Source organism: Kribbella sp. NPDC050241 (assembly GCF_044459685.1).
Taxonomy (GTDB): Bacteria; Actinomycetota; Actinomycetes; order Propionibacteriales; family Kribbellaceae; genus Kribbella.
Genome location: NZ_JBITJE010000006.1, coordinates 80,863 through 93,711 on the forward strand (window position 1 = coordinate 80,863; position 12,849 = coordinate 93,711).

Consider the following 12,849-nt stretch of genomic DNA (forward strand, 5'->3'; position numbering starts at 1 on the left):
ACCGGCCGGGCCCAGCTCCCTACCCAAGCTGAGGCGTTGCCACAACACGTGGTAACCACTCGGGTGACCATTGCTCTGACTGAGCGGGGCTCGCGCTCGAAGTCCGAACGCAAGAAGCGCAATTACCATTTGGCCGACGACAAACACGCATGCTCCGACGATCACTTGAGTTCCCCTACCACCGGTCGCTTGGTTGTACAGCGTCCAGGCCAAGCCTGCCGCCATAGCTACGAAGGCAACGACGTACGTTCCAGCTAGCACTCGTCCCTTGCGTCCTACAGGCCAGTCCATGGAGGACAGTATCTCGGCTGAGGCAACTTTCTCGGAGCCGTAGTTCCCCTGGTCCCCGGCCCGCCCTTCGACGCACACGGACGCCGTGCCCTCTGTGTGCCCTAACGGAAGCGTGCGAAGGGGTGTGACCGGGCACTCATGGGGTTGAACCCGCCCGACCCAGACTCAGCAACCCTGCGCTTAAGCAGCGGGAGCGTCGTAACCGCCTTCGCATGGCAGGGGTTAGGAATCTATTCGCCCCGAAGCTTCGCCTCGATACGATCCATGGCCTGGTCCTCCTCTCCGTCCAGGCACTTGGCGTAGACCCGCATCAGGACTTCGAGCGAGTGCCCGGCCAATCGGCGACGCGTTGCGGATCGACCCCGCTGGCCAACCAGGTCGACACAGCGGCGTGCCGAAGGTCGTACGGGCGTTCTGCCAGTCGTGAAGTTCCGGCCGCCTCGACACCGAAGGCTGCAACCCGAGCGGCCTTCCACATCGCCTGATAGGTCTTCCCCGGAAGGGCTCCACCTCGCTGGCCCCAGAACAACAACCCGTTCTTGTTCGTGCCGAATCGATGGAGGTGGTCGTGAAGGATCTCGGTCAGCTCTGGCGGGCACGGAGCCCAACGGCCGGCGCCCTCCTCGCGGTGCTTCAGTCCTCGGTGTTCGCGGTCCTCCCCGCTGTCGGTCCATGCGCTGCCCGCGAACGGATTTGACCCCGTGAGGTACAGCTTGCCGCGTCCCTTCTCCGGGAGGTGCAGGTTGGCCTTGGTCAGATCGACTGCCTCGCCGGGACGCAGTGCGGCGTAATACATGCAGGCGAAGAACGCGACCATCCGAGGTCCGCTGCCAGGAAGCTCAGCCACCGCCGCCAATAGGGCTTTGGCTTGCTGGGGAGTCGGCACCGTCGCGGGGTCCACGACGTCCGCGTTGTGGGCCTTCGATCGAGTCCACTTGGTCGTCGTAATCGGGTTCACCATCAGGTGCTTCTTCTCGACGGCGAACTCGCACAGGTTCCACAGCACAGCCCGCCGGCGGGCCGTGTAGGTGACCGATGCGGCCTTACCGTCCAGCTTGCTTCCAACCGCATCCAGATCGGCACGGATGGTGCCGGGTTTGGCAAGCTCTGCCAGCGGCTTGCTGCTACCGGCAGCCCACTTCAAGAGTTCCCGCACATCATCCGGTGCCGAGTCGCGAGGGCTGGAACATACGGGGCGGCCATTGCACGGATTCTGCACGATCAACCGAAACTAACCGCTCGCAATCGGACACGGCCAGACTCAGCCGGACACCTGCCGCACGACCATGTGTTTCCGCAGGTCAGGGCCATTTTCGGGACGAGATGAGCGGAGGGTGTGGGATTCGAACCCACGATGACGGTCACCCGCCATACCGGTTTTCAAGACCAGCGCACTCGGCCACTATGCGAACCCTCCAGGCGACGTGGTCGCCGATCGTCGAGGATAGCAATGCGCGTGCGGGGGGCGGGGGCTGGCCGGTAGGGTCTCGGCAGAGGCGGACGGGCCGCCTGGGGTACGGACGGAGGTGAGGGCAATGTCCAGGTCGTTCGAGGACATGGCACGCACCGTCCGGTCGGCGCGCTGATCTGCCGCTGACCGGGCCGGTTGCCGGCGTCGGAGTGACGTCGGTCGTTCCGGTTGTTCCGTCATGCCCTCTGGAGCTCTCGTATGCCTTCCCTCCGTGCGTTGCTGCTGCCGTCCGAGCTCGGATCCGACTTCCGCAAGATCTGGCCGGCCGCGATCATCTCGAACCTCGGCGACGGCGCCATGCTCGCCGCCGGTCCGTTGCTGGTCGCATCGATCACCACCGAGCCGGCCGCTGTCGGTGCGGCCGCCTTCATCCAGCAGTTGCCCTGGCTGCTGTTCGCCCTGTTCAGCGGTGCTCTCGTCGACCGGCTCGACCGCCGACTGATGATCGTTGCCGCTGACACCTTTCGCGCGATCGTCATCGGCGCCCTCGGTGCCGCCGTACTACTCGGCACTGCACCCCTGTGGGCGATCTACGTCGCCCTCTTCCTCCTTGGTACGGCGGAGACGCTCGCCGACAACGCATCCGGTGCACTGCTGGTGGACGCCGTACCGAAAGTGCATCTGGGCAAGGCGAATGCGCGCCTGTTCGCCAGTGGCACCGTGCTGCAGCAGCTCGGTGGTCCGCCGCTTGGTGCTTTGCTGTTCGCGGTCGGGGCCGGGGTACCGCTCGTGTTCAACGCCGTCACCTTCGGCGCCGCGGCCGCTCTGATCGCACGAGTCGCCGTACGTCCGCCGCCGACCGAGCCCGCAGGTACGGCGATCTGGGCCGAAGTACGCGTGGGAGTCCGCTGGCTGTGGCAGCACGCGGGTGTACGGACGTTGGCGTGCTCGATCCTGGTCATGAACATCACCTTCTGCGCCGCGTTCGCGACCTGGGTGCTGTACGCACGGGAACGACTAGGGCTGACCGAGACGCAGTTCGGCCTGCTGGTGTCGGTCGGAGCGATCGGCGGCGTCCTCGGCATGCCGGTGTACCACGTGCTCGAGCCGCGGGTCGGCTCACTGGCCCTGCTGCGGGCCGGACTGGTCATCGAAACGACGGTCCACCTCATCCTGGCGCTCACCCGGAGTCCGTGGGTGGCCGGCGCGACCATGGCGGTGTTCGGCGTCCATGCGGTGGTGTGGGGCATCGTGTCGACCACTGCGAGGCAGCTGGCGACGCCAGAGCCGCTGATGGGCCGGGTCAACAGCGTGTACCTGCTGGCGTCGGTTGGTGGCGCCGCGATCGGCTCCGCGCTGGGTGGCGTACTCGCGCAGCGGTTCGGACTGGCTGCGCCGTTCGCGACTGCCTTCGTGGCGATGGTGCTGATGACGGCCGTCGCGTGGCGTCCGCTACGGCACGTGTCCGTACGTCGGGTCGTCGCAGCGGACTGAGTGGCGAAAAAGGGCTGGAGGCACTCGGCAAACGTTTGTTACTGTTTTCGGCCGAGAGCCCCAACTGTAGTCAGCGAAACGCCCCTGGTGGAGTGGTCTCGTAGCCAGCGCTGCGAGTGGGCCGAGTCGATGCGATCGGAGCACTCTGCCATGCCTACAGCCACGTCCCTCGGCCTCCCGAACGTCCGCGGCCGCCTACCGCTGCTCGCCGGTCTGGCGATCGACTCGTTCGGCGGCGGCTGCGCTGGACCGCTTCTGCTGCTGTTCTTCGTGCGGGTCGTCGACATCCCACTCGGGACGGCGGGAGTCCTGCTGACCGTCGCGACGCTCTTCTCGATCGCAGCACCGGCCGCAGTGGCTGTGGTGATCGACAAGGTCGGGCCGCGGAACCTGGTGGTAGGCGCACAGTTCGCGCAGGGGCTCGCGTTCACCGGCTTCTTCTTCGGCCGGTCGGTGTGGCTCGTATTCCTCTGCGCATTGCTGACGACCAGCGGCCAGCGCGTGTTCTGGTCCGCGATCTTCAGCCTGCTGGCCGATGTCGCCGACGACGGCGACCGGGACAGGTGGTTCGGGCTCGGAGGCATGATGCAGGCCGCCGGGTTCGGCCTCGGCGCACTGGCTGCCGGAGCACTGCTGGCCATCGGCGGCGATGCGCCGTTCCTGATCGCCATGGCGGTCAACGCGGTGACGTTCTACCTGGCCGGCTTCTTGCTGCTGCGTCTGAACCCGGCTCACCACCGTCGCGCCGTTCAGGACACCGGACCGGCGCCGCTGCTGCGTAAGGACAAGGCGTTCCTGGTGCTGATCGGCGCCAACACGTTGCTGGCCCTCTGCACGATGCTGCTGGGCGTCGGACTACCGGTGTACGTCGCTGAAGCGTTGCCGGCACCCAAGTGGTTGATCGGTGTCCTGCTGGCCGCGGTGTCCGTCGTACTGGCGACCGGGCAGACCCTGGTGGTGCGGCATACCGAGAAGCGTCGCCGTACCAACGTGATCATCGTTGCCGGGGTGGCGTGGGCGGTGTGGGGACTGCTGATGGCCTCACTGCTTCACGTTCCGACCGCGCTGGTCGTGCCGGGGTTGATCCTGGCCACAGCGGTGTTCGCGTTCGGCGACGTACTGCACGCGGCGACCGGCAACGCCCTGGCGGCAGCGGTGGCGCCGGTCGTGGGGAACGGGAAGTACCTCTCCTACTGGCAGTACTCCTTCACCTTCGCCAGCATCCTGGCGCCGGCGTACTTCGCTCAGCTCTTCGAGGCCCAGCACGAGCTGCCGTGGCTGGGCATCTCCGCCCTGGCCCTGATCGCGGCTGCCACCATCCTCATCCTCGATCGGGTCTTCCCCCACTCGACCACCCAGCGCCAGTGACTCCCGCGTACCTGTCGGTGGCCGGTGATAGGCCAGACAGGTACGTGTTCCTCGAGGAGAGGAGAGTCATGCGGTGGACAGAGCTGGAGTCGAAGCAGCCGCGATTGGCTGAGCTGGGGCGTGACCGGCTGCTCGGGCCGGGCGTCGTACTCGTCGGGACCGTCCGGCGCGACGGCACACCACGCATCAGCCCGGTGGAGCCGTGGATCATGGCCGAGGATCTCTGGTTGTCGATGATGTGGGGCTCGACCAAGGCGAAGGATCTCGGCCGTGATCCGCGCGTCCTGGTGCACAGCGTCATCACCGGTCGCGACGGCAGCGAGGGCGAGTTCAAGGTCCGTGGACAAGCGCGCGGCGAGGACGACGAGTCGGTGCAGCGCCAGTACGCCGAGGAGGTCGCGGCCAGCCTGGGCTGGCGACCTGAGCCGGGGCAGTTCCACCTGTTCGCGGTGGACATCTCCGACGTCACCTTCGTCCGGTACGTCGAAGCCACCGGCGACCAGTTCGTGACGCGCTGGCCGGCCGGACGCGAGTTCGTACGGCGCGGGACCGGAGCGACAACGGTCGGCGAACCCGAGCCATATCAGGACCTGCTCCGACCTACCACGGAGCGTTGACGCGGAGGAGTTTCCCGTAGCCGTCGATCGGGAGTGTCGTCCGGGTCGCGGCCAGGATCGAGTAGAGCAGGACCTGGTTCGCCTCCAGGACCAGTTGCCCGGTGCGGTATTCCAGCGTCTCGATGGCCTGGGCAGCACGGAAGCCGTTGCCTGCGATGAAGATCGCCTCGGTCGAGGCGTCCACATGGCTGCTGCCCCAGTCGATCACGTGCTCGGGCCGCACCTGCTCGGGGTCCTTGGGAATCGACGCCGCGGTGGAGACCGCGACATCGAATCCTTGACCGCGGAAGTACGCGGCGCCGAGGTCACTCATCTCGTCGTCGAACCATGGTGGATGGACCCCGGCGACCCGGCGTACGCCGAAGGCCCTCAACGCCTGCGTGGCCGCGATCCCGCTGGTCACGACCGGCACATTCGACCGCTGGCGCAAGCGTTCGACCAGCTCTACTTCGGCGGCGCGCCCGATCGCGTAGCCGGTCGTCGTCGAGGCATAGGCGATGACGTCGACCGACGCCTCACAGAGCCGTGCGACCGCACGTTGCAGAGCCTCGGGCACATTTCCAGAGGGACGCGACAAGGTGCGCGCGACCACGACATCGACACCCGCTGGCGCCATCTCCGGCAGCTCAACCTCGGGTCCCGCTGACACATGCGGCGTCAGCACGCCGACCCTGAGCGCCCTGCGTCGGGTCACCGCTGCACGGCCATTCGTCCAGCTCCAGGCACCACCAGACTCGCCCTCCTCAGCCGCGCTGCGGTCGATAGACCTGCACAACGACGCCACCGGGGAACGGTGTGGCCTCGATCAGTTCAAGGTGCCGCGCCGCCGGCAGCTGGTCGAACAGCGCCTCCCCGCGGCCCAGGATCAGCGGCTGGACCAGCAGGCGGTACTCGTCGATCAGGTCCGCCGCGGCCAGCGCGCCGGCCAACCTGCAACCACCCCAGACGATCACGTCCGGACCGGGCTCTGCCTTGACGTCGGCGATCTCGACTGCGAGGTCGCCCCGCGCGACCCGGGTTTCGGGCCAGGTGGCCTCATCGTCGCTGAGCGTATTCGAGAACACGACCTTGGGGATGGCGTTCATCGGCGACGCGTAGGGGTCGTCGGACTGCGGCCAGTACGACGACATCTCCTGGTACGTGACACGGCCCATGAGGTGTGCACCGGCCTTACTGATCCGGTCCAGCTTCCACTTCTTCAGCTCAGCGCCCTCAGGGATCGCGACCCCTGGGTGCTCACGGTCGCTGCCGACCAACCCGTCCAGCGACATCGACATGTACAGGATGACGTTCCGCATGACTTCCTCTCGTTGCTGGTTCTCGTTCCTGTCCTGACGCTCGCAGCCGGCTGAGCCGGTATCAACGCCGGCTTGGGTCACGCACCATGTAACGTGAGTTCACGATGGCCGACGTCGAGTTGCGGGAACTCACCCTGTTCATGGTTCTCGCCGAGGAGCTGCACTTCGGGCGCACCGCGGAGCGGCTCGGCCTCACCACGTCGCGAGCCAGCCAGACGCTGCGAGCGCTGGAACGCAAGCTCGGCGGGCGACGCCTGTTCGACCGCACGAGCCGCGTCGTCACCCTGACCGCGGCCGGACAAGCCCTCCACGACGAACTCGCACCCATCGTGACCGACTTGGACAACGCGCTCGCACGGGCCCGCGGACGGGCGGCCGGACCGGGGCTGATCCGCATCGGCGTCCTCAACGCGGCATCCGGGAGCCTCGTCCTGAACGAGGCGGTCAAGCTCTTCGAGCAGTCGTACGCCGGCGCCGACGTACGACTGGTCGCGACCCCCCTGACGGACCGATTGGGGCCACTACGTCGGCGCGAGGTGGACCTGTCGGTGACTCGACTGCCCCTCGACCAACCCGACATCGTGATCGGCCCCCTGCTCTCCCGAGGCGATCCACGCGTCGTGATGGTGGCCGTTGACCATCCGCTCGCCAGTCGAAGCCAGGTCTCGGTGGAGGACTTCGCGGACTATCCCGTGAGACGACCGGCCGACCCGCCAGAGCTGGCGGAGGCCAGCTGTCCCACCCACACACCCAGCGGCCGCCCGATCGTGTCCGCCGACATCCACATCAACGACAGCTCCGAGCTGCTTCTGCTCATCGCCCAGGGACGGCTCATCCACCCGACCGTGGCCCCCTTCGCCGAGCACTTCCGTCACCCCGGCATCGCGATCATCCCGATCATCCCGATCATCCCGATCCAGGACCTACCACCCTCATCAACGGCGCTGGCCTGGCTGCGGGGGTACGACGACCCCGCCCGCGACGCCTTCCTGGCCACCATCGAACACGTCGTCAAATCACACCCACACCTAGAGCAGGACGCCCGCCAGAAAGTCTGACGCACAGCAGTTGCAGGCGATCGAACATCTGTTCTAATGTTTTCCCAGTTCGCGGTTCTCCACCCCGGACGTCCGGCCGGCCGAACCTCCCACCTCCGATGTGGACCGGCTCTCCGGACACCGCCGCCCGGGTAATGAAGGCCCGAGCTGTGGAGATCCGCACACGATCGGGTACAGGCTCACGAAGGACAGGTGATGCTCAACGGAGGGACAGCGCGCGATGCTGCTCGAACACCGCGGCCGACGACCGGTCGTGCCCGAATCCGCTTATGTCGCACCATCCGCCGTCCTCTGTGGCGCCGTCGTTCTGAGCGAGGGCAGCAGAGTCCTGCACGGTGCCGTACTGACTGCGGAGAACGGTGAGATCCAGGTCGGTGCGAACAGCGTGGTGATGGAGAACGCCCTGGTGCGCGGCCGGGCGAGTCATCCCACCCTGCTCGGCGACGCAGTCCTGGTAGGTCCCCATGCACACGTCAACGGCGCCACGGTCGAGGACGAGGTCTTCATCGCCACGGGCGCCGCGTTGTTCCCCGGTTCTGTCGCCGGCGCGGGCGCGGAACTCCGGATCAACAGCGTGCTGCACGTGAACTCGCGCCTGGAACCCGGCACGATCCTCCCGATCGGATGGATCGCCGTCGGCGACCCGGCCCAACTCTTCGCTCCCGATCGGCACGAAGAGTTCTGGCCCATCCAGCGCGACCTGGACTTCCCCGGCACCGTCTACAACGTCCCCCGCGGAACGCCGATGCGCGACATCATGAGCCGCCAATCCACCTTCTACGGCAGCCATCAGTCGGACCGGGAGCTACCTAGCCCGGACTGAGTACGCCCGGCTGTTCGGTCGACTGTGGTGGGCTCGGGAGGTGGGGCGCGGAAGTGCGCTCTGCGCCCATGCCGGCCAGGACGACGAACGCGATGCCGAAGACGGGGAGCAGGCCCGGCATCTGATGAAGGATGAGCCAACCGACGAGGAGGGCCAGCGCTGGTTCCAGACTCATGAGTGTGCCGAACACGCCTGCGTCGAGGCGGCGGAGGGCCAAGTACTCCAGGGTGAACGGGATGACCGGGAGCAGGAGTGCCAAGCCAAAGCCGATGGCGACCAGATCCCAGGTCATCAGCGGGATCGTGCTCGGCCCGGCAACGACTGTCGCGACCACGGCAGCGACCGGGATCGACACGCCCAACCCCTGAAGGCCGGAGACGTTGTCGCCCACGTGCTGGGTGAGCAGGATGTACGCCGCCCAGCAGACCGCTGCGCCCAGTGCGAACAAGACGCCGAGCACATCCAGCGACCCGCCGACCGGCACACCCTCAGCCGAGCCATGCGCCGACGACGCCGAGCCGCCGACGAACCGCCACGGCTGGGTCAGCAGCATCACTCCGACGAACGCCAGTGCAGGCCACACCAGCCCGGCCCGCCTTCCGCCGAGGCCGCGGAGTCCAGGGGTTCGGACCGTGGCGGGTCGCCGCGCGTTGCGTACGACGGCCACGCTCAGCGGGCCGAGGAACTCCAGGGCGCTGGCCACGCCGAGCGGAATCCGGGCGGCCGCTGCCATGAAGAGAAGAGTCACGCCGCCGGTTGCGATCCCCAAGCCGACGGCAGCGAGGAGGGAGCGGCGATCGAACGAGCGGAGGCGGGGACGAAACAGGACCAGCACGATCACGGCCGCGAAGGACAACCGCAGCCACGCCGCGCCCTCGGGGCCGAGGCGGTCGAACAGGCTGACCGATACGGAGAGGCCGAGCTGGACGCAGCTCATCGACATGACGGCGAACGCCACGCCGGTGCGGCTCTCACGGGTGCTCATGCACTCCAGTGAAGCTCGCGAATCCGTTCGCGTCCACGTGAGAATCATGGACATACCGTTCGGGATCACTGAACAATAGAGCCATGGATGTACGCCGTCTCGAGCTCCTGCTGGCGTTGTCCCGGCTGGGGTCCATGCGAGCCGTCGCGGAGACCCTCGGTGTGACCACCTCGACGGTCTCCCAGCAGATCGCCGCGCTCGCCCACGAGGTCGGCACGCCGCTGCTGGAGCCCGACGGACGCCGCGTCCGGCTCACCCCAGCCGGGCAGCGATTGGCCGGGCACGCGGTGGACATCGTCGCCGCGGTCGAGGCGGCCCGTGCTGACCTCGACCCCTCGGCGAAACCGGCTGGAACGGTTCGCGTGGCCGCGTTCCACACCGCGATCCGGGACACGGTGCTGCCCGTCGTCCAGCGGCTCGCCTCCGAGCATCCCGACGTACGGCTGGAGATTCAGGAGCAGGAGCCGCCCGAGGCGCTGACGCTGCTCGAGCGTGATCAGGTCGACCTGGCGGTGAGCTACGACTACAACCTGGCACCTGCGAACGTCGACCCTGGCCTCCAGACAACCCGGCTGTGGCAGGCGACGTGGGGACTCGGCGTACCCTCTCGCTCCCGGCGTACCTCGGGAACGGCGGCGGAGGTGGCCGCTGCGTTCGCGGACAGCGACTGGATCGTGAACTCCCGCCACGCCGGGGACGAACAGGTCGTGCGCGCGATCGCCTCGCTGGCGGGCTTCGAGCCACGCATCACGCACCGCGCCGACAGCCTCCCGCTGGTCCGGGACATGATCGTCGCGGGCCTTGGCGTCGCATTGCTGCCGACCGGCAGCCTGAAGGCCCCTGGCATCTCGGTACGCCGGTTGCGCGATCCGGTGCCGATGTTCCGCACGTACACACTCACCCGCCGCGGCCGAGGCGGATGGGCTCCGCTGGCGTTGGTCCAAGGACTGCTCGAACAGCAGCGGCGAGCGCCGGACGCGGTCAGCTGGACGTGATGCTGTGCAACTGGAAGCGGCGGACCGTGGCCGGCGCGGTGCCCGCACACGTCAGCTTGGCGTCGACCGAGTCGAGATGCGCCGACACCTCGACGGTGAGCAGATCGGCGTCGGGCAACGCGAGATCCACCTGCCAGTGATGGCCGACCAGTCCACGAACAGCTCTGGGACGAAGCTCATCGACGAGTAGTGAGTGCCCTGCCGCGCGGGCGAAGTGTTGCGCGGCCTGGACCGGTGGGACGAACGCACCCGATCCACGCAGCAGATCCGGCACCACCCGCCCTTCGTCGTGATGCTTGGCGAGCTCGACCGCGCGAGCAACCGGAACATGTCCGTAGAACAACCCCTGCGGCAGTACGACGACGTTCGCGGCGAACCGGTCACCTCCGACGTGACTGCACTCCCAGGTCCGCTCCGGATACGCACCGGCCAACGCAGCCGCAACAGGCCGGCCACGTACGGCGCAACACGCGTCGTGCCGTCCGTGCGTGCAGACGAGGTACACCGGCTCACGACTGACCGGTCCTGGTTCAGCGTCGCCGCGCATGACGTGCAGCAGATGCTCGTCCGACGGAAGCTCGCCCCACCGGACCGACTCGCGCCCCGGCCGGCAGTCGGCCAGCGCGTACCGGCGCGGAGCCGATCGGTCCAACCGTCCGTAGCGTCTGATCAGCGCGGGCCGGTACCCCAGCTGCCGGCAGAGCCGCGCGACCTCCGCATCCAATCCCTCGGGCCGGAGGGCGGCCAGAGCGTCCCGCGGCCAAGCGACACGGGATTCGATCAGCAGCCAGCGCTCCGCGGGTGGCGCGGTCGCGACCAGCGAGTCGCCACGGCGGTCCGCCATTGCGGCACAGCCCGTGTCGGCCCGGTAGCGACCGTCAATCACCACGCCAGCCATGCTCACCCCACGTCACCGTTGCCCTCCGCAACTACCGGCTGTAGTTTACGCGTCGGCGACGAGGACGGCTTCGGTGAGGAGGCGGCGGACGAGGACGAGCTGGTCGGCCTCGTCGAGACCGGGCAGGTCGCCGACCTTGTGGTCGCTCCCCGCGCACAGTTGCACGACAGCATCGCCGGTGACTGCGGGTAGCGTGATCGTCCGGTCCGGCAGTTGCAGCACGACCGGATCCCCGACCACGACCCGGCAGCGCAGACCGGTCCGGAGGCGGACCGTCGTACCCACGGCCAACGAGGCGATGGAGGCGGCATGCGCCAAGGGTCCGAGTGGCGCAGGGCGGTTGGCAGACCAGGTACGGCGCCGGAGCCGGGCAGCCAGGTCCTCCGGAGTCGTCGATCGGATCTGCTGGGCGAAGAGGTCCGCCACCTCGGGCAGGACTGCTCTGAGTTGCTCCGGGTCGCCCGGATCGAATCCGAGCGGCAGAGCACGGCGCAGCGATGGCTCGTTCGCGGCAGCCGCGGCAAGCTCCTGCACGAGCAGGTAACGAGTCATGGTGTGCAGTCCGACCGTCAGATGAGCACTGACGCCACCCAGAGCCTTGGCCGAGTGCAGGAACCCCCGCGGTACATACAGCGCGTCACCGGGCCTCAACACCTCGTCAACGACCGGTGCCTTGTCACGAGCCGCGGCTGCGACCGCTTGAGAGTGATCCGTCCACGGCTGGTTGCGGAGTGGGTCCACATGCACCGGCTCGTGGACGGTCCAGTGCTTCTCGCCCGCCACTTGCAGTACGAACACATCATGGACGTCGTAGTGCGCGGAGAACCCCTGTGACTCGGCAGGGGTGATGTACGCGTTGATCTGCACCGGGTGACCCGCGTCGACCGACAGCTGGGTGGAGAAGTCGACCAGAGCGGGCCAGGTGCGGTGCAGGGCCTGCAGTACGACGGTGTGGCCGCCCGCGAACAGCGCGGCGACCTTGTCGTCGCGCACCTGGTCGGCGACCTCCGCTCCGACACCTGCCGACCCGGTGAACTGTCCGTCGCCGACGACCGCACCGTTCTTGGCGATCCGCAGGAACGGCGTGCGGAGGCCGCGGCGCGACAGCAGTTCGTCCGCAGCCTCCAGGCCGAACAGGTCGTCGTACGGCGCGGGCAGGTCCGGGCCGTGGGACAGCAGAGCCCGCGAACCCCAGTAGGAGGTCGCGAACTCGTCCAGGTCACCTGCCACGCAGCGCCGGAGAGCCGGACGCTCGTCAGGCTGCGAACCGGCTCCCGGCACCTTTGTCACCAACTTCCAGAACCTCCACTGGCTCTGCCGTCGGCACCACCGTCGGTCGCGTTGGAATCGGCACCGCCGTCCGCCGGACCCTCGCCACCTCCGGCACCACCATCCGCGCCGCCGTCAGCTCCACCATCACTCATGCCAGGTGAGGCTCCGCCGTCCGCAGGTCCCTCGCCGCCACCAGCGCCACCGTCCGCACCGCCATCAGCACCACCGTCAGCACCACCGTCACTCACGCCAGACGATGCTCCACCGTCCGCCGGTCCTTCAGTGCCGCCCGCGCCACCATCCGCACCCCCGTCACTCATGCCAGCCGTCGCACCGCCG

General features: G+C 67.9%; 12 protein-coding genes and 1 tRNA gene. 6 read left to right on the top strand and 7 right to left on the bottom strand.

Features of this window, described 5'->3' with window-relative positions; all coding sequences use genetic code 11:
* Positions 1-601: 601 nt before the first annotated feature.
* Entirely contained in the window at positions 602-1,516 is a 915-nt protein-coding gene (locus ACIBG5_RS27140) for a tyrosine-type recombinase/integrase (protein ID WP_396394261.1), read from the bottom strand.
* 103 nt (positions 1,517-1,619) lie between these two features.
* Positions 1,620-1,708 (bottom strand) — tRNA-Ser (locus ACIBG5_RS27145).
* Positions 1,709-1,960: 252 nt separating this feature from the next.
* Here ACIBG5_RS27145 and ACIBG5_RS27150 point away from each other — a divergent pair.
* From ACIBG5_RS27150 to ACIBG5_RS27160, 3 genes are all read left to right on the top strand, one after another.
* On the top strand, positions 1,961-3,196 hold the full coding sequence (locus ACIBG5_RS27150) for an MFS transporter (RefSeq protein WP_396394262.1): 1,236 nt from the start codon (positions 1,961-1,963) through the stop codon (positions 3,194-3,196).
* 150 nt (positions 3,197-3,346) lie between these two features.
* On the top strand, positions 3,347-4,564 hold the full coding sequence (locus ACIBG5_RS27155) for an MFS transporter (protein ID WP_396394263.1): 1,218 nt from the start codon (positions 3,347-3,349) through the stop codon (positions 4,562-4,564).
* A gap of 68 nt (positions 4,565-4,632) precedes the next feature.
* Complete coding sequence (locus tag ACIBG5_RS27160) at positions 4,633-5,181, top strand: hypothetical protein (protein WP_396394264.1); 549 nt, start codon at positions 4,633-4,635, stop codon at positions 5,179-5,181.
* Here the strand turns inward: ACIBG5_RS27160 and ACIBG5_RS27165 are convergent.
* Both ACIBG5_RS27165 and ACIBG5_RS27170 read right to left on the bottom strand, forming a co-directional pair.
* Positions 5,165-5,797 carry a hypothetical protein gene (locus ACIBG5_RS27165; protein WP_396394265.1) on the bottom strand — a complete coding sequence of 211 codons (633 nt, stop codon included), beginning with the start codon at positions 5,795-5,797 and terminating at the stop codon, positions 5,165-5,167. The genes ACIBG5_RS27160 and ACIBG5_RS27165 overlap by 17 nt on opposite strands.
* A 127-nt stretch (positions 5,798-5,924) precedes the next feature.
* Positions 5,925-6,479 carry a dihydrofolate reductase family protein gene (locus tag ACIBG5_RS27170; RefSeq protein WP_396394266.1) on the bottom strand — a complete coding sequence of 185 codons (555 nt, stop codon included), beginning with the start codon at positions 6,477-6,479 and terminating at the stop codon, positions 5,925-5,927.
* Between the two features lie 104 nt (positions 6,480-6,583).
* Here ACIBG5_RS27170 and ACIBG5_RS27175 point away from each other — a divergent pair, with 104 nt between their 5' ends.
* Both ACIBG5_RS27175 and ACIBG5_RS27180 read left to right on the top strand, forming a co-directional pair.
* Positions 6,584-7,537 carry a LysR family transcriptional regulator gene (locus ACIBG5_RS27175; RefSeq protein WP_396394267.1) on the top strand — a complete coding sequence of 318 codons (954 nt, stop codon included), beginning with the start codon at positions 6,584-6,586 and terminating at the stop codon, positions 7,535-7,537.
* A gap of 220 nt (positions 7,538-7,757) precedes the next feature.
* On the top strand, positions 7,758-8,360 hold the full coding sequence (locus tag ACIBG5_RS27180) for a gamma carbonic anhydrase family protein (protein ID WP_396394268.1): 603 nt from the start codon (positions 7,758-7,760) through the stop codon (positions 8,358-8,360).
* On the opposite strand, the gene ACIBG5_RS27185 is transcribed toward ACIBG5_RS27180, so the two are convergent.
* On the bottom strand, positions 8,347-9,345 hold the full coding sequence (locus ACIBG5_RS27185; protein WP_396394269.1) for an EamA family transporter: 999 nt from the start codon (positions 9,343-9,345) through the stop codon (positions 8,347-8,349). The genes ACIBG5_RS27180 and ACIBG5_RS27185 overlap by 14 nt on opposite strands.
* Before the next feature lie 83 nt (positions 9,346-9,428).
* Between ACIBG5_RS27185 and ACIBG5_RS27190 the strand changes: the two genes are divergently transcribed.
* Positions 9,429-10,340: a LysR family transcriptional regulator gene (locus ACIBG5_RS27190; protein ID WP_396394270.1), complete on the top strand. Its 912-nt coding sequence runs from the start codon at positions 9,429-9,431 to the stop codon at positions 10,338-10,340.
* Here ACIBG5_RS27190 and ACIBG5_RS27195 read toward each other — a convergent pair.
* Together ACIBG5_RS27195 and ACIBG5_RS27200 are read right to left on the bottom strand one after the other, a co-directional pair.
* The gene (locus ACIBG5_RS27195) at positions 10,327-11,229 is read right to left on the bottom strand and encodes a sucrase ferredoxin (protein WP_396394271.1); all 903 of its coding nucleotides are present in this window, start codon (positions 11,227-11,229) and stop codon (positions 10,327-10,329) included. The two genes, ACIBG5_RS27190 and ACIBG5_RS27195, sit on opposite strands and share 14 nt — an antisense overlap.
* Before the next feature lie 54 nt (positions 11,230-11,283).
* Positions 11,284-12,528: a cupin domain-containing protein gene (locus ACIBG5_RS27200; protein ID WP_396394272.1), complete on the bottom strand. Its 1,245-nt coding sequence runs from the start codon at positions 12,526-12,528 to the stop codon at positions 11,284-11,286.
* Positions 12,529-12,849 lie beyond the last annotated feature (321 nt).

Bases quoted from the DNA above. Each gene is read 5' to 3' on its own strand.
- ACIBG5_RS27150 (WP_396394262.1), top strand. From the start codon at position 1,961: ATGCCTTCCCTCCGTGCGTTGCTGCTGCCGTCCGAGCTCGGATCCGAC.
- ACIBG5_RS27155 (WP_396394263.1), top strand. From the start codon at position 3,347: ATGCCTACAGCCACGTCCCTCGGCCTCCCGAACGTCCGCGGCCGCCTA.
- ACIBG5_RS27160 (WP_396394264.1), top strand. From the start codon at position 4,633: ATGCGGTGGACAGAGCTGGAGTCGAAGCAGCCGCGATTGGCTGAGCTG.
- ACIBG5_RS27165 (WP_396394265.1), bottom strand. From the start codon at position 5,797: ATGGCGCCAGCGGGTGTCGATGTCGTGGTCGCGCGCACCTTGTCGCGT.
- ACIBG5_RS27170 (WP_396394266.1), bottom strand. From the start codon at position 6,479: ATGCGGAACGTCATCCTGTACATGTCGATGTCGCTGGACGGGTTGGTC.
- ACIBG5_RS27175 (WP_396394267.1), top strand. From the start codon at position 6,584: ATGGCCGACGTCGAGTTGCGGGAACTCACCCTGTTCATGGTTCTCGCC.
- ACIBG5_RS27180 (WP_396394268.1), top strand. From the start codon at position 7,758: ATGCTGCTCGAACACCGCGGCCGACGACCGGTCGTGCCCGAATCCGCT.
- ACIBG5_RS27185 (WP_396394269.1), bottom strand. From the start codon at position 9,345: ATGAGCACCCGTGAGAGCCGCACCGGCGTGGCGTTCGCCGTCATGTCG.
- ACIBG5_RS27190 (WP_396394270.1), top strand. From the start codon at position 9,429: ATGGATGTACGCCGTCTCGAGCTCCTGCTGGCGTTGTCCCGGCTGGGG.